The sequence below is a fragment of the Shewanella waksmanii genome (assembly GCF_043643685.1).
Lineage (GTDB): Bacteria > Pseudomonadota > Gammaproteobacteria > Enterobacterales > Shewanellaceae > Shewanella > Shewanella waksmanii_A.
The window spans coordinates 15,819-37,193 of the sequence record NZ_JBHZSN010000001.1 but is presented as its reverse complement, the minus strand read 5'-3'; the positions used below and the strand labels follow the sequence as shown (position 1 = coordinate 37,193).

The 21,375-nt window shown below is 45.0% G+C and carries 20 protein-coding genes; 15 read left to right on the top strand and 5 right to left on the bottom strand.

Annotation, left to right across the window (positions count from 1 at the left end):
- Positions 1 to 17 precede the first annotated feature (17 nt).
- The 7 genes from ACHUFW_RS00175 (at position 18) to ACHUFW_RS00145 (ending at position 9,448) form a co-directional block, all read left to right on the top strand.
- The gene (locus ACHUFW_RS00175; protein ID WP_394199831.1) at positions 18 to 920 is read left to right on the top strand and encodes a LysR family transcriptional regulator; all 903 of its coding nucleotides are present in this window, start codon (positions 18 to 20) and stop codon (positions 918 to 920) included.
- 87 nt (positions 921 to 1,007) lie between these two features.
- Positions 1,008 to 1,469: a DNA polymerase III subunit chi gene (locus ACHUFW_RS00170; protein ID WP_394199829.1), complete on the top strand. Its 462-nt coding sequence runs from the start codon at positions 1,008 to 1,010 to the stop codon at positions 1,467 to 1,469.
- Between the two features lie 37 nt (positions 1,470 to 1,506).
- A complete protein-coding gene (locus tag ACHUFW_RS00165) occupies positions 1,507 to 4,368 on the top strand; it encodes a valine--tRNA ligase (RefSeq protein ID WP_394199827.1) in 2,862 nt (953 codons plus the stop codon).
- A 235-nt stretch (positions 4,369 to 4,603) separates the two neighbouring features.
- A complete protein-coding gene (locus ACHUFW_RS00160; RefSeq protein ID WP_394199825.1) occupies positions 4,604 to 5,278 on the top strand; it encodes a cupredoxin domain-containing protein in 675 nt (224 codons plus the stop codon).
- On the top strand, positions 5,278 to 7,650 hold the full coding sequence (locus ACHUFW_RS00155) for a bifunctional diguanylate cyclase/phosphodiesterase (RefSeq protein ID WP_394199823.1): 2,373 nt from the start codon (positions 5,278 to 5,280) through the stop codon (positions 7,648 to 7,650). The genes ACHUFW_RS00160 and ACHUFW_RS00155 overlap by 1 nt, the downstream gene beginning before the upstream one ends.
- Positions 7,651 to 7,662: 12 nt before the next feature.
- The gene (locus tag ACHUFW_RS00150; protein WP_394199821.1) at positions 7,663 to 8,886 is read left to right on the top strand and encodes a hypothetical protein; all 1,224 of its coding nucleotides are present in this window, start codon (positions 7,663 to 7,665) and stop codon (positions 8,884 to 8,886) included.
- A 160-nt stretch (positions 8,887 to 9,046) separates the two neighbouring features.
- The gene (locus ACHUFW_RS00145; RefSeq protein ID WP_394199819.1) at positions 9,047 to 9,448 is read left to right on the top strand and encodes a hypothetical protein; all 402 of its coding nucleotides are present in this window, start codon (positions 9,047 to 9,049) and stop codon (positions 9,446 to 9,448) included.
- Between the two features lie 49 nt (positions 9,449 to 9,497).
- On the opposite strand, the gene ACHUFW_RS00140 is transcribed toward ACHUFW_RS00145, so the two are convergent.
- Positions 9,498 to 9,902, bottom strand: a complete 405-nt coding sequence (locus ACHUFW_RS00140; protein ID WP_394199818.1) for an HMA2 domain-containing protein — start codon at positions 9,900 to 9,902, stop codon at positions 9,498 to 9,500.
- A 107-nt stretch (positions 9,903 to 10,009) separates the two neighbouring features.
- Here ACHUFW_RS00140 and ACHUFW_RS00135 point away from each other — a divergent pair, with 107 nt between their 5' ends.
- The 6 genes from ACHUFW_RS00135 to ACHUFW_RS00110 all read left to right on the top strand — a co-directional run bounded on the left by ACHUFW_RS00135 (position 10,010) and on the right by ACHUFW_RS00110 (position 15,848).
- A complete protein-coding gene (locus tag ACHUFW_RS00135; RefSeq protein WP_394199816.1) occupies positions 10,010 to 10,345 on the top strand; it encodes an HMA2 domain-containing protein in 336 nt (111 codons plus the stop codon).
- Complete coding sequence (locus ACHUFW_RS00130; protein WP_394199814.1) at positions 10,338 to 11,108, top strand: hypothetical protein; 771 nt, start codon at positions 10,338 to 10,340, stop codon at positions 11,106 to 11,108. Before ACHUFW_RS00135 ends, ACHUFW_RS00130 begins: the two co-directional genes overlap by 8 nt.
- On the top strand, positions 11,105 to 11,410 hold the full coding sequence (locus ACHUFW_RS00125; RefSeq protein ID WP_394199812.1) for a hypothetical protein: 306 nt from the start codon (positions 11,105 to 11,107) through the stop codon (positions 11,408 to 11,410). Before ACHUFW_RS00130 ends, ACHUFW_RS00125 begins: the two co-directional genes overlap by 4 nt.
- On the top strand, positions 11,403 to 11,729 hold the full coding sequence (locus tag ACHUFW_RS00120; RefSeq protein ID WP_394199811.1) for a YtxH domain-containing protein: 327 nt from the start codon (positions 11,403 to 11,405) through the stop codon (positions 11,727 to 11,729). Before ACHUFW_RS00125 ends, ACHUFW_RS00120 begins: the two co-directional genes overlap by 8 nt.
- Positions 11,726 to 13,789 carry a heavy metal translocating P-type ATPase gene (locus ACHUFW_RS00115; RefSeq protein ID WP_394199809.1) on the top strand — a complete coding sequence of 688 codons (2,064 nt, stop codon included), beginning with the start codon at positions 11,726 to 11,728 and terminating at the stop codon, positions 13,787 to 13,789. The genes ACHUFW_RS00120 and ACHUFW_RS00115 overlap by 4 nt, the downstream gene beginning before the upstream one ends.
- Positions 13,790 to 14,315: 526 nt before the next feature.
- Positions 14,316 to 15,848 carry an MFS transporter gene (locus tag ACHUFW_RS00110; protein ID WP_394199807.1) on the top strand — a complete coding sequence of 511 codons (1,533 nt, stop codon included), beginning with the start codon at positions 14,316 to 14,318 and terminating at the stop codon, positions 15,846 to 15,848.
- A gap of 35 nt (positions 15,849 to 15,883) precedes the next feature.
- Here the strand turns inward: ACHUFW_RS00110 and ACHUFW_RS00105 are convergent, their stop codons facing one another.
- The 3 genes from ACHUFW_RS00105 to ACHUFW_RS00095 form a co-directional block, all read right to left on the bottom strand.
- Complete coding sequence (locus tag ACHUFW_RS00105) at positions 15,884 to 17,953, bottom strand: EAL domain-containing protein (RefSeq protein WP_394199805.1); 2,070 nt, start codon at positions 17,951 to 17,953, stop codon at positions 15,884 to 15,886.
- Between the two features lie 100 nt (positions 17,954 to 18,053).
- The gene (locus ACHUFW_RS00100) at positions 18,054 to 18,758 is read right to left on the bottom strand and encodes a pseudouridine synthase (protein ID WP_394199803.1); all 705 of its coding nucleotides are present in this window, start codon (positions 18,756 to 18,758) and stop codon (positions 18,054 to 18,056) included.
- Positions 18,748 to 19,386, bottom strand: coding sequence for a helix-turn-helix transcriptional regulator (locus ACHUFW_RS00095; RefSeq protein ID WP_394199801.1), 639 nt, complete (start codon positions 19,384 to 19,386; stop codon positions 18,748 to 18,750). The genes ACHUFW_RS00100 and ACHUFW_RS00095 overlap by 11 nt, the downstream gene beginning before the upstream one ends.
- 143 nt (positions 19,387 to 19,529) lie before the next feature.
- Between ACHUFW_RS00095 and ACHUFW_RS00090 the strand changes: the two genes are divergently transcribed.
- Entirely contained in the window at positions 19,530 to 20,138 is a 609-nt protein-coding gene (locus ACHUFW_RS00090; RefSeq protein ID WP_394199799.1) for an NAD(P)H-dependent oxidoreductase, read from the top strand.
- A 31-nt stretch (positions 20,139 to 20,169) separates the two neighbouring features.
- Entirely contained in the window at positions 20,170 to 20,589 is a 420-nt protein-coding gene (locus ACHUFW_RS00085; RefSeq protein ID WP_394199797.1) for a VOC family protein, read from the top strand.
- Between the two features lie 20 nt (positions 20,590 to 20,609).
- On the opposite strand, the gene ACHUFW_RS00080 is transcribed toward ACHUFW_RS00085, so the two are convergent.
- Entirely contained in the window at positions 20,610 to 21,356 is a 747-nt protein-coding gene (locus tag ACHUFW_RS00080) for an SDR family oxidoreductase (protein ID WP_394199795.1), read from the bottom strand.
- Positions 21,357 to 21,375: the final 19 nt, after the last annotated feature.

Below are 21,375 nucleotides of genomic sequence, written 5' to 3'. Positions count from 1 at the left end.
AGATACTAGTCAACAAGATGCAAAAACTGGCTGCAATAGAGGACTTCATTCGCGTCGTTAAACTTGGCAGCTTTTCAGCGGTGGCCGCTGAAAAACAAGTTTCGCAAAGCAGTATTAGCAAAAGAGTCGCCGCACTAGAACAATCCCTCGGTTTGCAGTTATTGCACCGCAGTAGCCGGAAACTGTCACTGACCAATGCCGGTGAGCACTACTTCAATCAGTGCCAACAAATACTCACTGAACTGCGAGATGTGGAAGCGCAACTACAACACGGCAATGTCATTGCTAAAGGGCAATTAAAAGTCTCGATTCCAGTTTCATTAGCTGAAACTCTCCTGGTGGATATGCTTGCAGCATTCGCCGATGACTACCCTCACATTGAATTGAGCATCTCGTTAAATGATCAATATGTGGACTTAATTGCTGAAGATTATGATGTGGTGATCCGTGCAGGGGAATTAACTGACTCAAATTTAAAAGCACGGCATTTATTTAACACTCAAGCCATCTATGTGTGCTCACCAAGCTATTTAAATCACAGCCCCGAACTCAGCTCACCGGATGATCTTTATACCCATCGCAGCATAGGTTATTCACTATCAAAAAGGCTCACTCGTTGGCCATTTATTGATGGTCAACGTCGCCATCACATCACCATAGACCCGAGCATAAGGTGTAATAATGCCAATTTGATTATGCAGCTGGCCATCAAGCATCAAGGAATTGCACTGTTACCTAGTTGGATGGTGATGCAGGCTATCGAGTCGAAAAAGTTAACCCGTGTTTTTGCTGATTTCGGTGCCGTAGAAATGCCTGTTCAAGCCCTTTATTTACCCAGCGCACATACACCTTTGAAAATTCGCTGCTTCATTGACAGCTTGGTGGCACATTTTAATCATAACAAGCCAAAAAGATGCTGAACTTAGCTGGCGTTTTAGTGTAAAATCTCGTCTTTCGTCAGTGGTAAAGTTGCCACTTAAGTAAGCGTACTCAATTGTTGCCTAACTATGCCTAATGCTTTGTTCCATGTCATGCCGCCCGTAAAGCAAGATCCCAACAGTGATTTTGCCCCGGCTATGCAGGCAGTCTATCGGCTCGCATGTGAGCTGTCCCAACAAGCTTATAGTCAACAGCAATTGATTTATATTCACTGCCAAGATCAGCAGCAAGCTTATGAAATAGATGAACTACTATGGCAGTTTGAACCTAACGCTTTTGTTCCCCACAACTTAAAAGGGGAAGGCCCGACGGGCGGAGCGCCAGTTGAAATTGGCTTTGATAAGCTTGGCCCTAATAAAAATCGTCATGTTCTGGTTAATCTAGCAGACCAAGCGCCGCAATTTGCGGTAAACTTTGGTCATATTATCGATTTCGTTGCTAATGATGATGCCAAAAAAGCGATTGCCCGCGATCGCTACCGACAATATCGTGATTTAGGTATCCAGTTGTCGACTGAAAATCATCAATAACACAACCATTTAATTAGTTTGAGAAGCACACGCTCCTATGGAAAAGACATACAACCCGCAATCTATTGAACAATCTCTATACCAACAATGGGAAGAGAAAGGTTACTTCAAGCCTCACGGTAATACATCCAAAGGCAACTATTGCATTATGATTCCGCCACCAAACGTGACGGGTAGTTTGCACATGGGTCATGCTTTCCAAGACACCATTATGGACACCCTGACTCGCTACCAACGCATGAAAGGTAAAAATACCCTCTGGCAAGTGGGTACCGACCACGCAGGTATCGCAACTCAAATGCTAGTAGAACGCAAAGTTGCTGCAGAAGAAGGGTTAAGTCGTCATGACTTAGGCCGCGATAACTTTATTGAACGTATTTGGGACTGGAAAAACCAATCAGGTGGCACCATTACCAAACAGTTGCGACGCCTAGGCGCCTCTGTAGACTGGGATCGTGAACGCTTCACCATGGATGAAGGTATGTCTGCGGCGGTACAAGAAGTGTTCGTCCGTTTATATGAAGACGACCTTATTTATCGCGGTAAACGTCTGGTTAACTGGGATCCTAAGCTCCACACTGCCATCTCAGACTTAGAAGTCGAGAATAAAGAAAAACAAGGTAGCATGTGGCATTTCCGTTACCCACTTGCAGATGGCGCATTGACCGCAGATGGTAAAGATTATTTAGAAGTTGCCACCACCCGTCCTGAAACCATGCTTGGTGACAGTGCGGTTGCTGTTCACCCTGACGATGAGCGCTACCAGTCTTTAATTGGTAAGTTCATCTTGTTGCCTATCGTTAATCGTCGCATTCCAGTTGTTGCAGATGATTACGTCGATATGGAGTTCGGTACTGGCTGCGTTAAAATTACCCCAGCACACGATTTCAACGATTATGAAGTGGGTAAGCGCCACGACTTACCTATGTTCAATATCTTGACCATTGATGCAGCAATTCGTAGCAGTGCTGAAGTGGTTAATACCGACGGCAGTGCAAACAATGAACTTGATAATAGCTTGCCTGAGCGTTACGCCGGCCTTGACCGCTTTGAAGCACGTAAAGCGATTGTCGCTGAATTTGAAACATTAGGCCTACTGGGCAAAATTGATCCTCACGGGCTAAAAGTACCTTATGGCGATCGTAGTGGTGTGGTTATCGAACCGCTACTGACAGACCAGTGGTATGTCTCTGTCGCACCAATGGCTAAAACGGCAATGGAAGCGGTTGATAACGGCGACATCAAGTTTGTGCCACAACAATATGAAAATATGTACAACTCTTGGATGCGTGATATCCAAGACTGGTGTATTTCACGTCAACTATGGTGGGGACACCGTATCCCAGCTTGGTATGACGAGGCTGGAAAGGTATACGTAGGACGCGACGAAGCCGAAGTGCGTGCAAAGCATAACTTAGGCGATGATGTTGTACTACGCCAAGACGCCGATGTACTCGATACTTGGTTCAGCTCAGCTCTTTGGACGTTCTCGACGCTAGGCTGGCCAGACGATACTGAAGCGCTCAAAACCTTCCACCCAACCGATGTGCTAGTCACTGGCTTTGACATTATTTTCTTCTGGGTGGCACGCATGATCATGATGACCATGCACTTCATCAAAGATGAAAACGGTAAGCCACAGGTGCCATTTAAAACTGTCTATGTTACGGGCCTAATCCGCGATGAAGCCGGTAATAAGATGTCTAAGTCTAAAGGTAACGTACTTGATCCATTAGACATGATTGATGGTATTGACTTAGAAGCATTGGTTGAAAAGCGTACCGGCAATATGATGCAGCCTAAGCTAGCGGCTAAGATTGAGAAGAGTACCCGTAAAGAGTTCAGCGAAGGCATTGAAGCACACGGTACCGATGCACTGCGCTTTACCTTAGCGGCAATGGCATCGACTGGCCGTGATATCAATTGGGACATGAAACGTCTTGATGGCTACCGCAGCTTCTGTAACAAGATTTGGAATGCATCACGTTACGTATTAATGAACACCGAAGATCAAGATTGTGGTCAAGCCGGTGGCGAGATGCAACTCTCACTAGCTGATCGTTGGATCACCGGGCTGTTTAATCAAACGGTGCAAAGCTTTGATGAGCATATGGCAAGCTATCGTTTTGATCTAGCAGCGAATACCTTATATGAATTTACTTGGAACCAATTCTGCGATTGGTACTTAGAGCTGACTAAACCTGTATTACAAAACGGCAGTGAGGCTGAGCAGCGTGGTACACGTCATACGCTAGTAACCATTCTCGAAGCTATGCAACGTTTACTGCACCCAATGATGCCGTACATCACTGAAACCATCTGGCAACGCGTTAAGCCTCTAGCTGGTGTTGAAGGTGATACATTGATGTTAGCTGAGTTCCCACAATATCAAGCCGACAAAGTTAATGCTCAAGATATGGCTGATCTTGAATGGGTTAAGCAAGTGATAACTGCAGTGCGTAACATTCGCGCAGAGCTTAATATTGCACCATCAAAACCGCTTAACGCACTGCTTAAAGGGGTGAGTGAGCAAGATAAAGCCCGCGTAGAAGCGAACCAAACCTTCTTTGCCACCTTAGCTAAGTTAGAGTCAATGACCATCCTAGCTGACGGTGAAGAAGCCCCTATGTCGACGACTCAACTTGTGGGTGACATGGAGCTACTTATTCCAATGGCAGGCTTAATTGATGTCGCTAAAGAGATGGCGCGTATCGATAAGCAGTTGGAGAAAATTACCGGCGAGTTTAAACGTATTGAAGGTAAACTCTCTAACCAAGGCTTTGTAGCCAAAGCACCTGCTGCTGTGATTGAGAAAGAGCGCGCCAAACAAGCCGAGTACCAACGCGATATGGATAAGCTACTGGAACAAAAAGCTGAGTTAGCTAAGTTAGAAGCCTAGGCTAGCAGCAAAATAAAAAGATTAGGCGACGCTCGCTAATTCAATTAATGCACTCCCCAAAAAGCAAAACTTCGGTTTTGCTTTTTTTATGCCTTCAATAACCACGTTTACATTGCAATTATGAAATAAAAGTCACCGATTACCGTTCTATTACCCAAGGCAGGCAAACTTGCGATAGCAAACGCTGTCACTGTCGAGTTGAAATAAACACTAAAGTAGCATTAAAGGGGTTGATGTGAGCCGCACAGGTATAGGTAAATTAAATGTCCTGATCTATTCATTCATCATGGCAATAAGTAGTTGCTCAGCAGTAGCTCAAACGATTACGGTCACCAATACGGCTGGTAAGGCTATGCCTGGAATGGTGGTGTATTTAATCAATGAACACACCTCAACAGCGCTTGTTAACACGCCATCGAAAGATCCCATTGAAATTCATCAATATAATAAACAATTTACGCCGTACGTTACCGTAATTCAAAAAGGCTACCAGCTGCAGTTTGTTAATGACGACGATATCACCCATCATATTTATTCAGCGTCGGGACCAAAACGTTTTTCCTTCAAGCTCAAGCAAGACGATACCCAAAAGCAGATGCTATTTGATGAAGCGGGTCATATTTCGATGGGTTGTAATATCCATGACTGGATGAGTGGCCATGTGCTGGTTGTTGATACCCCCTACTTTGCCGTTACCAACCCGCAAGGCCAAGCTGAGCTTGACGGTGTTCCAAAAGGTCAATACCAAATGGTCATTTGGCACCCGCAGCTAATGACTACCGATAACAGCGTTACAGAAACCCTCAGTTTGCCCAGCAAGGCAGCTGTTGCAATAACCATTGCAGCCGAAATGGCTGACATTCCAACTCAACAAAGCTTAGACGACTTTGAGTTTTTAGAAGGATATTAATGTTCGATATGTTTAATCGAATACAAACAAGGATTTTTGCGTTTTTTGTTATTCTACTGATTGCCATTCAGGCGATCTCTTTTGCGATCACTTTTTACGCCAACAAACGACTTGAGCAACAACAATTAGCCAACCAATTATCCATAGCAGAATTGGTATTTAAATCTGAATACGATAACCGAAACTATTACCTTACTGCGTTTGCTGAAACCGCTGCTAAAGACTTCGGCCTCAAAGAGGTATTTATTGATGATGATCGACGCAGCTTTTTAGTTGCCCTCAATAACCACCGTAAACGGATAAATGCCGATCTCGCTATTGCTGTCGATAAACAAGGTACCGTCATTGGTGAACTTGTTCTCGCCCCAACGGGCAGTGAGCGCGGTAAGGTAAAAGTCGGCTCGGAACAAGGCAAACCGTTTCGCTATCAACTTGGTTCTCAATTGGATGATAACAACCCCTTGTATCGACTCGATGATCAAGTCTACCAGTTGAAGTTTGCCCCCATCACGAGTGGGGCAGCAAACATCATAGGTTGGCTTGGTTTTGGCTACATTATTGGTGATGAGCTAACCCATTCACTCTCTCAGCAAACCGGCCTGAACACTGGTTTTATGTTGGTAGATGAAAATGAAGTCAAACATGTTATCAATGCGACAGACAATGGTTTATCAAGCAGCGATAGTCAGGTACTAAACGACTACATTTTGCATGGTACGCAGCACCATGACTACCTGTTATGGCAAGCATTTATAGGCGATGTCAATGACAGTCAACTCCACGCATTTATGTATTTAGGCCGCAGTGATGTGCTGGCGTCATCACAGAAACAATGGCTTCAACAGTTAGTACTTATTCTGCTGATGCTACCAATGTCTCTGATGCTGGCTTATATCATTGCCCGAGGGGTCACTAAACCCATCACCCAATTGATCACCCAAGCCAGGTTTATCGCCAAAGGAAACTATCATTCAAAAGTGGAAGTCGGCTCCAGTTCTGAAATGCAAGCATTAGCGCAAGAGTTCACTGAAATGCAGCAAGCTATTTTGAGCCGCGAAAACAAAATCGCCTTCCAAGCGTTTCACGACCCGTTAACCAATCTGGGTAATAAAAATGAATTAGAGCGCGTGACCCAAAGTTGGTTTGCAGAAAAAGCCCCCTTAGCTCTTTGCCAAATAAACATTCGACGCATGACTGAAGTCAACGGAACCTTAGGTCATGATGTCGGTGATAAAATGATTGAAGAGGTCGGCCGCCGTTTAAGTAGCTTCAGTAGCATAGACTTAGTGTGTCGCCTCAATGGCGATGAATTTATTATTGCCATCAAACAAAGTGAAACCAAACACGTACGTAGTCTCATCAGTCAAATTCAACACGTGATTGAAGCCGAATATTGCTATCAAGATATCTCGTTACACCTGCAGTTGACTATCGGTGTCAGCTTTGTTCATTACCCTTGTGATTTAGAGATGCTGTTAAGGCAAGCTGATACGGCGCTGCAATATGCCAAGAAGCACCGTTTAGATGTGCAGGTTTACCACCAGCAAATTGATGTGAATAGTGTCGATCGACTGCAATTGATTAATGAGCTTAAACCCGCAATCGCCAATAATGAGCTAGTGCTGTACTATCAGCCAAAGCTCAACTTAGCAAGCAACAAAGTCACCCATGTTGAAGCGCTAGTTCGCTGGCAACATCCAGATAGAGGGATGATCCCGCCCGATACCTTTATTCCCATTGCCGAACAGATGGGACAAATGAATGCCCTCACCCATTGGGTCATTCATTCTGCATTGGCTCAATATGTGGCATGGCAAAAGCAGGGCATTGAGCTGTCGATAGCAATCAATATCTCAGCCGAGAACCTTAAAGACATGGCATTTTGTGACTATGTGCTGGAAATGATCAACCAACACAATGTCGCCATTGATGCACTGACATTCGAAATCACTGAAGATGCAGTGGTCGCTGATCCAGAAAATGCCATTAAACAATTGTCAGCCCTCAAGCAGCATGGCTTAAAATTATCCATTGATGATTACGGTACAGGATACTCATCGCTCGCTCAGCTCAAGCAGTTACCGGTAGATGAGCTAAAAATCGATAAATCTTTTGTGCAAAACCTGATGATCAATAATGACGATCAAATCATTGTCGAATCAACCTTACAGTTAGCCCATAACCTGGGTTTACAGGTAGTAGCAGAAGGAATAGAAAACCAAGCCACGCTAAACTGGCTCACGGATCGTGGCTGTGAAATGGGCCAAGGTTTCTACTTATCTAAACCAGTCAGTGCTGATGCCTTAATCAGCTGGCTTTCTCAGTCTCAATATCAAGCAGTAGCCACCAATACGGTAGTAAAACTCAAATAGTAAGGAGCAAGGATGAGATACTGGCTATGGATGCTGTGTTTACTAATGCTAAATGCAAATGCTGCTGAACATGATTTTTCTGGCATTATCGATATGCGCGCCAGTTACACCGACAGTATCGATAGCCACGTTGACGGCGGCTTAGGCAAATATCGATTTAACGACGGTGGGCAGCTCTCTATTGCGCAAGCAGGCTTAAGCTATCAAGTGGATTGGGAGAACGCCTTTGCAGCACACATTACTGCCAATGGCTATCTAGACGGCGTTCGAGATGGCCTTGGCATTACCGAAGCCTTTCTGAAATACCGCGGCCTACCCTATCAGCAAGGCTATCGTATACAAGCGCGAGCCGGCTTAATGTACCCGACTATCTCGTTAGAAAACATCGCCACCGCTTGGTCGTCGCCCTATACATTAACGCCTTCATCAATCAACAGCTGGTTAGGCGAAGAGTTTCGCCACTTAGGAGCCGAGTTCACCATTGAACGGCTGGGGAAATTCACTAACAGCCAGCATGACTTCAGCCTATCAGCGACTTTATTCCAAAATAATGATACTGCTGGTGCCATGCTTGCTTGGCACGGCTGGACTAACAGCTCAAGACAGACGTTGATTCAAGAAACATTACCACTTAGCAATATGCCAAGCTTACAAGGCAGCTTGGCTGAACAAGCACGTTATTCAGATCCTTTTATCGAGCTAGATAATCGCTTTGGGTACCACGTCAATACACGCTGGCGTTATCAAAAGCGTGGTGAACTCACCCTTGGCTACTACGACAACAACGCTGACACTCGGGTCGTAAAAAATGGCCAATACGCTTGGAAAACCCGGTTTTTCCATGTCGACAACAAATGGCACTTACCCTATAAAATTTTACTACTCGCACAATTCATGCAAGGTGACACCTTAATGCAATCTCCTGATGGTATCGATGTCGTTAATAACCGCTATCGGGCGGCATACCTGTTACTTAGCCGCCGCTGGCAGCAACACCGACTCACATTTCGCGTCGAAGGCTTCGAGGTCGAAGACCGAGATTTCACCCTAGATGATAATAATGATGAATCAGGCTTCGGCCTCACGGCCTCTTATCAATATCGCATCCAGAAAGGTTGGTATCTCCAGGCTGAATACAATCGCATTGACTCAAGTCGTCCAGCGCGAGCGGCCCAAGGCTTACCAGCTGATCTGATTGAGCAGCAATGGCAGCTAGCAAGCCGCTGGTATTTTTAATACCAGCGGCATAAGCATCTGACAGGCTAGCCATACATTTTTACGCCAACCAGTTTATATTAGCGATCACAGATAAATGCGATTAATTATCATTTAACTTTAAGCGTTGAGTAAAAACTGCTACTATCTGGGTCATCATCAGGCTGGATAAGGTCATAATGTGAACGCAAAAAAGGCGCTAAAGAAACTCAAAAAGAGCAGTAAAAAAGCCAACAAGCAGTCGCTGAAACAACTGAAACAACTGCATAAGCGGGTTACTGAACTAGAAAGCGTTAATGATGAGTTACGCAATGAGCTTAGCCAACTGTCACAACACGCCTTAAAAACGGCGGTTAATGAATTAAAAACGCCGTTTAACCCGGTGCTATCATGGTTTGATGACGGCCAAACTCAACTTAAACAGCCCACGCAAACCGGAAAAAAGCTTGCGCCTGTCACCCAGTTAAAACCTGCTGCGACTAAAGATATTACCCATTTCCCGTTAAAGTCACCACCTTGTAAGAAGTGCCCCGCACGCCAAGGCGGACAGTGTAAATGCGCATTAAAAAAGCTGGCTATGTAGCCAGCTTTTTATTGTCTTAAACCATCACGGTGATCATCGTCAGTGATAATTAGATGCTTAATATTGCTCGACTAAATGTCGGCCCTACCAGTTGTTTTAATGCCATCACTGTGACGCCTTTAGCCAAGGTTTTTGTCCCTTTTACTACCGCACTTTCGATGTAAGAAGGTTTAGTCGCTTGTTGCATCCAGTTATGACTTTCCAATAACTCTTGTAAATCATCAGCACTCATCTGCTCAGCGTCAAAGCAAATAGCCACAGAACCTGCATGCTTCTTGTGTTTGATATCGGTAATGGCATCAATCTGCTGTAGTTGTGATAGCAATTGCTTCACCTCAGCAGGATGATTACGAACAAAATCAGACCGAACCCGTAAACGCTGTGCTGTTTTATGAATATAGGTTTGCATAATTTTACCAACCATTCTCAATAGTGTGATGATAATCATTTTCATTCGCAATCATATCATTTAAGTTTGATTTAGCGCAAACAAAAGTGAGTTAGCACCGAAATTTACTTACTCATCAATGGATAATGCTGAATTACGGATATAATCTGAGCATGAACAAACATATCGAATCAGCGCTAAAACTGCGGCGCTGGGTGACAATTGGTCACCATATACCTGGTCGCATTCGACTGAAATATAAACTGGGCATTTTGACACAATTTGCCGCCTTCAGTGCCAGTGACATTGAGCAAGCGGTGCAAAAAGTGCCCGCCTTGAAACAATACAAAATTAACCACGCAACAGGCAGTGTGGTCATTGAATACGACCCACAGCAAATAACACCATCGCTAATTGATGCCTTATTCGCAGAATCAGAACAAGCTGCCCGAGAGGCCTGCTATCAAATTAGCGAACGTTTAGCTTTAAATGGAGCAAACAATGAGTGAAGACAAGCAGCAGACATATAACCAGCCTCCCCATGATGCTGAGTCAGCTAATCCATGGGGACAGGCAAGCCCACCACCAGGGTACTATGCTCCACCGCCACATATGATGCACCCTTATTATTATCCACCAGCACACCATTACGGTTACCCTCAAGGTGGTCACCCACAGCACTATGCTCATCCTCATGGGCATCCTCATGCACATATGCCACCACCTAGCTCACCTTACGGTGCACCACATATGCATATGCCACCACCTGGTATGCCACCGAATATGACGCCACCTGAGCCACAACAAGGCGACGTCAGCGATCCTTTCTTTGAACAAGCCCAAGCCATGTTGGAAGGGGCACTTGGCGAAGAAGCTGGTATTTTTAAAGAACTATTAGGAAACATGGGTATGAACGATAAAGAATTTTGGAAAGGCGCTATGGTTGGCGCTGCTGCAGCACTGTTACTGAGCAATGAAAACGTGAGAAAAGGCCTAATGAACGCCGTATCTGGTGCGGGTAACATGCTTAAAACCGGTGGCGAAGGCGTAAAAGATGCAGCGGTGAAAACGGCATCAAACGTACAACAAAATGTCACTACAGGCAGCGAGATCTTCCGCGACACCTATTCAGCTGGTAAAGAAGGTTTTAAGGAATCAGTTGACCGCCATAAGCAGCCTCAACAAGATGAGGCACAATCTTTAGAAAACGCTGAAGCCCCAGAACCTAGCATTGAGCCTCAGTTAGCCACTGAATCAGAAGCGAAGCTATGAGCAATAGCCAAGACAAGCTAAGCCCAGCCAGCAGAGCCATGTTGGTTGGGGCCTTAGTGGGTGGTACCGCATCTGCTGCTAGCCAATGGCAGCGACGCCAACAGGGCGAAATCGATACGGACCAAATGGTCAAACATGCTGCAAAAGATGCGCTTAAAGCCGGCGCGATTAGCGGCAGTGCCACCTATATTGCCCAACAGATGGCTGGACGACCCACGTTATCAATGCTCACCATATTGAGTGTCGGTGCCGCAGGTCTATATATGCTACAACAACATAAAGACGGTCAACTCAATGAATAATCACAACCCTTATTATCCCTACCCCTATTATGGTGCCCCAGCCCAACTGACTCAGGCACCAACTAACGCCCCAGCGTCTAGCAATACAGAGCCAAGCTATAAAAATAGCAATAGCAAGACCCATTTTGTGATGGGTATAGCCGCAGGTGCTGCCGTTGCTTACCTCTTAAGTAACAAGAAAATTCAGCAAGGCGTCACCGCCACAGGCGAAAAAGCCTGGTCTGCTGTTCGTGGCGAAGTGGAAGAATTAAAAGAGCGCTTAGAAGACACCCAAGCCGAGCTTGAATATTACCGTAACTTACATAAAGGCGATCAATGATGGTTGTGACCATCAAACACCATATTCCCGGAAGAGTCAGGTTTCGCCTGCCACTATTAAAGCAGTACCAAGATCTTGAAGCTTGGATTAAGCAAAGCCTGATTGCGATTCAAGGGATTAAGCAGGTTCGAGTCAATAGCCATGCAGCCTCTATTGCAGTGGAATATGACCCTCAGCTATTAACCAAAGAAACATTGGAGCACAGGGTTGCCGCACTGGATCTAAGCCAAGGGCAAGCAGAAGAAACCGAACACCAATATACCCGTGGCGATATTGCCATGAATGCTATCGGTACCTTAGCTGCGGCGTTACTTCCCTCGCGCTGGGGCGCGGTTTCTACAGCAACATTGATTGCACCAACACTGGTTGAAGGAATTAATGAGCTAAAAGACAAACGCTTATCTGTTGAAGTACTCGATGCTATCGCTGTCGGTCTTTCGGCTTGGCGGGGTGACTATAGTACCGCAATGATGACCCAAAGCCTAATCAGTTTTGGCGAATACATGGAGCAACGCACCAGTCGCAACAGTGACCAACTGCTGGCTGAATTAATGCAACCTGCTGAAACCATGGTGTGGAAGTTAACCAACCAACAATCGGTTCAAGTTCACTCTTCAACCTTAGTGACTGGCGATATCATCGAGCTAAAACCTGGCGATGCGATTCCGATTGATGGCACCATCATTAAAGGCGCAGCACTGATAAACCAATCGGCGCTTACTGGAGAAAATGTCCCAGTACGTCGAGAAGAAGATGCGGTGATATACTCTGGCACCAGTGTTCACGAAGGCAATATTCAGGTTCGAGTGGACAAAGTCGGCAGCGAAGCCACCACGGCAAAAATAGCCCAGCTAATCTATGACTCATTGAGCAGCAAGAGTGAAATTCAGCAGGTTACCCAAGATATGGCTAACCGCCGAGTTAAAATTACCTTAGGGATAGGTGCTGCGGTGTTTGCGTTAACTCAAGATGTGAATCGATTGGCCTCGGTGTTCTTAGTTGACTACTCATGTGCGTTAAAACTCAGCACCCCGGTAACTTTTAAATCGATTATGTATCGCGCCGCTCAAAATGGGGTGTTACTCAAAGGCGGTAGTGCCATTGAAAAGTTAACCCAAATTGACACCTGCGTGTTTGATAAAACCGGCACCTTAACTTATGGTGATATGCAAGTGACTGACGTCGTGCCACTAGATGGCGCCAATAGTGCACGTGACTTACTCGCTATTGCCGCCTCGGTTGAAGAGCATAGTAATCACCCGCTATCCCAAGCTATTGTCAATGCAGCTCAAGACAATCAATTGCCTCACATTGCCCACGGTGAAGTGGAGTATATTATTGCCCACGGTTTAAAGAGCACCTTAAATCAGCATTGTCTCAATATGGGCAGTCGCCACTTCCTTGAAGAGCACGAAAATGTCGATTTCAGGCCCTTTGAAGCTCAGATCACTAACCTTGAAAAGCAAGGGCGCCACTTAATTTTCATTGCTCATCAAAAACGCTTAATCGGTATGATAGGTTTGCGTGATCAATTGCGCGAAGATGTCATTGAGACCTTAGCTCAATTGCGCCAAAGTGGCATAAACCAGCTCATCATGATATCTGGTGATAGCCAGTACAAAGCCCATATGCTCGGTGAAGAGTTAGCCTTGGACAAAGTCTATGCTGAGGCCACTCCTGACAGTAAATCACGTATTATTGAGCAGCTAAAGCAAGCGGGTCATAAGGTGATGTTTGTTGGCGACGGGGTCAATGATGCCCCAGCCCTGACCCAAGCTGATGTCGGTATCGCCATGCAAAATGGCACCGAACTAGCGAGGCAAGCTGCCGATGTCGTGTTATTAAAAGACAAACTCTATGCTGTTGCAGAAGCTAAAACCTTGGCTGATATCGCCATGAAGTTGATCAATAGCAATATCAAACTCACCGAATATATCAACAGTGGCATTATGTTAGCCGCCGCACTCGGCTGGCTGACTCCAGCGACTAGCGCGCTGCTTCACAATGGTACCACCATAGGTATTCTAGCCCGCTCTTTAGCGGCAAAACATGCTCGCTAACCAACTCGCGATTGTAACTAAAAAGCCGCCCTTGGGCGGTTTTTTTATGGCGTTATACCAGTCAGCATAAGAAAGTGATCTACTCAGAACTATTTTGGGCACGCTAGTTCAAGACGAATAACTTAAGTAATACTGGTTCTTTTGCGAAGTTATTTAACGAAAAAGTAGGCAGCCCAAAAAACTCCCAAAGGGCGAGTTTAAGTTTAATGAGTCATTGGTCCAATCAACGTTGATACTAACTCGCGCTGGGAATGACCGAGTCTTCAAAACAGCCCATCTGTATAGACTGTTGGCCACAAATGTGCGACATAAAGAACCTGCCACTACAAGGGGGGTTATCGCTTAACCACGATAGCAACATGATATTTGTTCATCCAAGTCCAAGTTCACGTCACAAGTATTAATTTGGCACTGATCTTTTGCAACAAATTAGGTAAAGTGTGGCTTGCACTCACAAGCACATAGCGCCTAACCAACAAGCTAGGCGCAAATAACAACAATAAACAACAATTTGTAAAGGATAAGTATGAGCGACCCAAAGAACCCCTACGCAGATAATGATCTGCGTGAGGTCAAACAGCTCGGTATGTGGGCCTCCATTGCCAGTTTGAGCTACGTATTTTGGATTGTTGGTGGCATGGAGCTCGTTGAGCGTATTGCCTACTATGGTGTCAAAGCCAGTGCAGGCCTATATGCTAAAGCCCCTGTTTCTGAAGGTGGTCTAGGGATTAGCCTTAGCGATTATGGTGTCATTATCGCTATCTGGGCATTTATGCAGACTTTCATTCCTGTTTTTACCGGCGGTATCTCCGATCGCGTTGGCTATAAAGAAACCATTTTCGCATCAACAATTATTAAAATTGCCGGCTATTTAGTAATGGCGTTCTTCCCCAGCTTCTGGGGCTTTTTATTTGGCGCCATCCTACTTGCAGGTGGTACAGGGATATTTAAACCCGGCATTCAAGGCACCTTAGTCCTGTCTACGGGGCGGCAAAATACCTCAATGGCCTGGGGCATCTTCTACCAAGTGGTTAATATCGGTGGCTTCCTTGGCCCTCTGGTCGCGGTACATATGCGCCAGCTTTCTTGGGATAACGTTTTCTATGCCTGCGCCGCAATCATCTCTCTTAACTTCCTATTTTTACTGGCCTACAAAGAGCCAGGTAAAGAAGAACGACTAGAACGGAAACGTAAAATCAAAGCGGGAGAAATTCACCAAGACGCACTGTGGAAAGATGCTTGGCATGAGTTGAAAAAGCCTATTGTTATCTACTACATGCTGGTATTTTCTGGTTTCTGGTTCCTGTTCAATTCGCTATTTGATGTATTACCCATCCATATCGCTGAGTGGGTAGATACGAGCGTTATTGTTACCTCATTATTTGGCCCAGAAGGCACTTCAAATGGGGTTATTCAGTTCTGGCTAGGCCTGGATAACTCAGGTACGAAAGTCATGCCTGAAGGTATGCTGAACCTCAACGCCGGTATGATCATGACATCATGCTTCTTGGTTGCTGCATTAACGGCAAAATATCGTATCACTTCTGCGATGTTAGGCGGCTGTCTATTAAGTATTTTGGCATTTGTGCTTATTGGTGCCACCAATGCGGCATGGATGATGGTTCTGGCGATTGCGATGTTCTCTTTTGGTGAGATGATGATTAGCCCTAAGAAAAATGAGTTCATGGGTAATATCGCACCAGAAGGTAAAAAAGCAATGTACTTAGGCTTTGTTATGTTGCCGCAAGGTATCGGCTGGACGTTAGAAGGCTACTTCGCGCCTAAACTTTATGAAATGTACGCATCTAAAGAGATATTCTCGTTACAGCTACTTTCTGAGCGTGGCATGAGTGCCCAAGAGGTTGCCGCCATACCTCAAGGTGAAGCCTTTTCTACTTTAGTCAGTTTTACTGGTGAATCAGAAAAAGCCCTGACGACATTGCTTTACAACACCCACAATATTGGCATGGCCTGGTATATTATCGCTGCCATCGGCACCATTTCGGCGGTGGGGATCTACTTGTACGGTAAGTGGCTATTGAAACTACAACGCGCTTAATTGCAACTAAAAAAAGCAGCCACTAGGCTGCTTTTTTATTGCTGATGATAATGATCTGCTGCTTCAGGCTGTGTGCCTAATTGCTGTGACAAAATCATGTAGCGCTTCGCTTCTTCTCTGGGCAGCGCTTTGGCATACAACCAACCCTGTACGTAATCAACCCCAGCCAATTTAACAAATCTAGCCTCTTCTTTAGTTTCTACGCCTTCAGCAATTAACGTAAACCCTAAGCTTTGACACAACATACAAGTGTGAGAGTACAAGGTGCGTCCTTTAGGGTTAACAATATTTTCTAACATGGTTCTGTCTAATTTAATGCCATCAATTTTAACCTTGCTGAGCAAACTAATACTGGAAAAGCCGGTGCCAAAATCATCAAGTAAAATGACAAATCCAACGTCTCTTAAGCGTTTGATACAGTGCTCTATACGGTCGAAATCGATCATAAAGGCCGACTCTAGCAACTCAATTTCAATCGATTTGGCATAGCGAGCGAGCTTATCTAGCAACAACTCAAGTATCGATTCTTCAATAATATTATTGGGATTAAGGTTCATGCTGACCTTAGGGTAAAATCCGGATTCATGCCATTTTTGCATGTCCTCGGATAGGCGATTAATCACAAAGCTGTCAATCAAATTGGAGTAGCCTGCCTGCTCAAATTCCTCTATGAAGTATGGGCCAACGACATTACCTTCACTGTTTCTCAAACGCAGCAGAGCCTCAAAGCCCACGGCAATATTGTGTTCAACATCAATTTTAGGTTGGTAATACAGCAGCAACTCACCGTTAAGTACCTCTTTGATGGTTTTTTCTAAATTGCGGCTGTGTTCTATGATCTGCTGCTGTTTTTGTGAATAGTTTTGCTCGGCTATCTTATCTATATCATGTTGCAACTGAACTCGCTTAATCATTGTGGCATCTAAACTGGCATTACCAGACAACAGTTGCGTTCGTTTTACAAAAGGCAGATAAATAAAAAACCCTAAACCTATCAGCAGTAGTTGCAACAAAACGACACCTATCCCCTCGCCTGCGATAAACCCATTAAGGATTGTGGGGGTCACCCAGGGAAAATCATGACCACTAAAACTAATCAATCCCTGATTTACGACAACATAGCCAATAAGCATATTGATGCAAGGCACCATAACAAAAGGCAGCACCAAGCGGGGATTAAAGATTACCGGCAAACCATAGATGAGTATTTCATTAATATTGAACAGCGAGAAAGGCAGTGATATTCGCGCTACATTGATGGAGTTTCTATCCTCAGAGGCCCAAAAAATAGCAATCAATAACGAAATCGTGGCGCCACTGCCACCAAATAGAACAAACAAATCCATAAATTGAGCGATAGTTAGATTCGGAAGGATCTGTTGCAGGCCATTATCTATGCCAACGACTAAGAGGTAGGCGTTGTCGCCATGGACCCCAAAACACCACAAAATATGGGTGACGAGCACTCGGACAAACACTTGCTGAGTGAGGCTCGCATCGCCTAGTTGCTCCATAACCGGCACTAGCAGCATTTTTGCGATCTCGCTTAGCATCCATACACCAGTCGTCACCACGATAAAACAGATGATAAGCGGTAGCAGAATATTAAGGTGTAGCTTTAAATAGCCGCTTAGAGACGTACTCTTGATAAACTGCAGTCGCTCTATTGTCATGACAAAACGTAAGCTGTAGGCCATGACAATAGGTAAAATAACGGCCCGAGGATCACCGAAAAAGCGACTAAAACCCTCAGTATTAATTGAAGCACCACCAACATGAATATGCAGTGCAATCAGTGCACCAATAGATAGTGAAGCAACCACCACGGCTGACAAATTAAGGTATTTGGCAAAATGAAAAGACAGGGATAACATGGCAAGTAAAGGGAAAAATGAAAACAGAACCCCGCCAAATTCAGTCAACCAAGCATAAAATTGATACTGTTGCCATTGTGGCTGCCATACATCGACTAACGCAATAATGAGAGCCATTAATGAATTAACAAACAAAAATGGCAACAAAGCGATAAACGACTCGCGAATAGCGAGTAAAAATCGACGTTCTGCTACCTGTTGAGTCCCCGGCATGGTGTCCTGACATTTCAATGACTAACACTTAAAGTTAGTCTAAAAACAGCCAAATAGAAAATTTACGCCCAAGATTTGAACCACGCTGTACTCTTCGCCATGAAACCGAGCTAACCGGCTAGATCTGCTCAACCTCTTGTTCGGTCAAGCTGCGACTTTCCCCCACCAACAAGTCATCACTAAGGCGCATGTTACCTACGGCATAACGGTGTAAAGCCACAACCGGATTACGAAAACGACCAAACATGCGCTTAATCTGGTGATATTTACCTTCTGTTAAAATGACCTCTGCGGTGAAATCATCAATGATTTCAAGCTTTGCGGGCAAGGTAGTAATCTTTTCATATTCAAACCACATACCTGCTGCAAAAGCCGCTATATATTGGTCGCTCAGTGGATGTGCCAAGGTCACTCGATAGCGTTTAGCAACTTTGTTTTCAGGAGACATCAGCCGCTTAGACCAGCGACTATCGTTAGTTAGCAACACTAACCCCGAGGTATTAAGATCTAAACGCCCTACAATATGTAATTGCTGCTTTTGCGGATGATCTATCAGGTCAATCACGGTTTTATGCTGCGCATCAACCGTGGCACATACTACACCAACGGGTTTATGTAACATCAGATAAATTGGCGATTGCGCTTGCAAAACTTCATCGTTTAAGCGGATATGGCTAAACTCATCAATAAGCTGGGCGACATCCTTAGCAACGACACCGTCAACCCAAATCTGCCCTTGTGCCACCAGCAGACGCACCTGTTTACGAGCAATCTGCTTTTGCTGGCTAATAAACCTGTCTAAACGACCACGTTTACTCTGCATCGGCGAGCTCTTTTGGTGTCACCTTATATGCGCAGCGCCTAGCGCCTTCAATAATATGTTCTTCACGAGTCACAATCGCTTCATCACTTAACAAGCTTTGAAACAAGGCTAGCTCTGAACGGCAAAAGTTCAAACACCGAGTTGCAGCGGCGCAAATCGGACAATGGTTTTCCAATAACCAGTAGCAGCGCCCATCAAACTCAACATTGGCAACATAGCCTTCTTCTGTACGAATATTGGCTAGCTCCTGTAACTTATTCTCTAACCCTGACTTTGAGTGCAACCGCTCGGAATAAAGCTCAAAGCTCTTTTGCTCTCGGTGAGCAATTAACTGCTCCAATCCGCCGTCACCAAACACAGTCACCACTGATTCAATAAGTTGACTGGTCAAATCATCATGCCGATCCGGGAAGTATTTGTTGCTGCTCGTCGTTAATCCCCAGTAACGTGTCGGCCGCCCACGTGCTGCTTTCTTATCTTCATAAGTCAACATGCCATCATCTTCGAGAGATTGCAGGTGTTGGCGCACTCCCATGGTGGTTAGACTAAACTCTGTTGCAAGCACCTTTGCCGTAGCCGGGCCATTGAGCTTGATAAACTCAATGATTCGTTCGCTGGTTTTCTTCACTACTCACCTACACCGTGGCTCATTAATAGCCCTATTATTACTGATCTCACGCTTAAGTAAACTTTTTTATTTACATTATGCTTTACTTCATTAAATAAACCAATTACCTTATTTAATATTAAGTAAACAAAAAGGATTACATAATGAATCTACTCATCATCAGCAGCAGTCATCGTGCACATTCCCAAAGCGACAAAGTTGGTCGCTATCTTGCCGAAACAGAAAAGCACTTTACTCACATCAATTATGTAGAGTTATGCCAGTTAGATATTCCCTTATGGGATGGAGATTCTGTCAGCAAACAAAACAATGGCGGTGACTGGCCCAAATTAGATAAACAAGTGCGAGAGGCTGATGCTTTGGTGCTCATCACACCTGAATGGGGCGGAATGGCGACTCCGATCTTGAAGAACTTTTTACTGATGTGCGACAACCAATCTACAGCACATAAACCGGTGTTACTTATCGCCGTATCCAGCGGTATCAGCGGTGCTTACCCTATCGCAGAGCTAAGAATGAATGCCCTAAAAAACAACAAGATGATCGCGCTACCAGACCACTTGATCATTCGTGATGTCACCCAAATGCTGCAAGCCACTAACACCGCAAACACTCGAGACATCAAGCTACGAGAGCGGATCCGCTATAGCCAACATATGTTGCATCAATATGCACAAGCTCTGGCAGTGGTTCGCCACAACCACCAGCACACCCCTTACCCCAAACAACAAGAATACGTTTACGGCATGTAATGCCAGCCCAACATCAATAAGGAGAATGGTTATGATTCATTTAGAGCATATTAACTTAGTAATAAGAGATATCCCCACGGCATTGCGCTTCTATCAAGCAGCCTTTCCACATTGGTCTGTACGCGGCGGCGGTACTGGTAGTTGGTACGGGGTTCCCCGCCACTGGGTGCATTTTGGCGATGAATATCAATACATTGCACTCAATAATGACGGTGATAGTGACAATAGAGACTTAACAGGACATCAAGTCGGCTTAGCACATTTTGCTTTTGTCACCAACAACCTAGATTCAGTGATTGAAAGGCTTGCAACGGCTGGGTTTGAGGTCGATAAAGAAGGAGCCGAAGACCCTTATCGAAAAAATGCGTATTTTATCGACCCTGATGGTTTTGAAATCGAATTTGTTGAATATTTGTCTGATCAACCAACGCTACGCAATCGCTATGACTGACCTCAATAGCGCAAGTATCACTAACTCAATTTACGTAAAAAACTCTGCGGCACAAGTGCTAACAACCGATATACAACAGCCCAAGGCCAGCTTGGAACATAACTAGCTGGCCGCTCTTTTTCTATTGCTGCATACAAGGCGCGACCACCGGTTTCCAAATCAACGATAAATGGCACCTTGTCAACTTTGGCATTTATTTCAGTACGAATAAAACCTGGATGAATACAGGAAACCTTGATTGGTGTACCTAGCACATCAACGGCTATCCCCTCTGTCATCGAAGTCAGGGCCGCTTTTGTGGCTGCATACACTGTCATTGCCCGGCGAAACCCACGTGCAGCGCTCACCGAAGAGATCGTCACCAAATGACCTGCGTTTTGGCGCCTAAATATCGCCATAGCGGCTTCTGCTTGTGCCAATGCGGCGACAAAGTTGGTCATCGCGGTGGCTTTATTGGCCTGGAACTGTCCAGTACCAATGCTGGCGCCCTTACCAATACCAGCATTGATAATGATACGATCTAGGCCACCAAGTTGTTCTGCCGCTTGATTAAACACATCAAAAACAGACTGATGATCATCGACATCTAGTGGATAGATATGTACGCTAATATTGGCATTAACCTGTAGTAATTGCTGTTGCAGCTGTTGTAAGTTCTCTAATCGTCGCGCACATAAGACTAAATCACGGCCTTGATAGGCGTATTCAATAGCCATCTGTTTACCTAGACCCGAGCTTGCACCAGTTATCAATATTCGCTGTCGCATAGTGTTCTATATTTTTGAT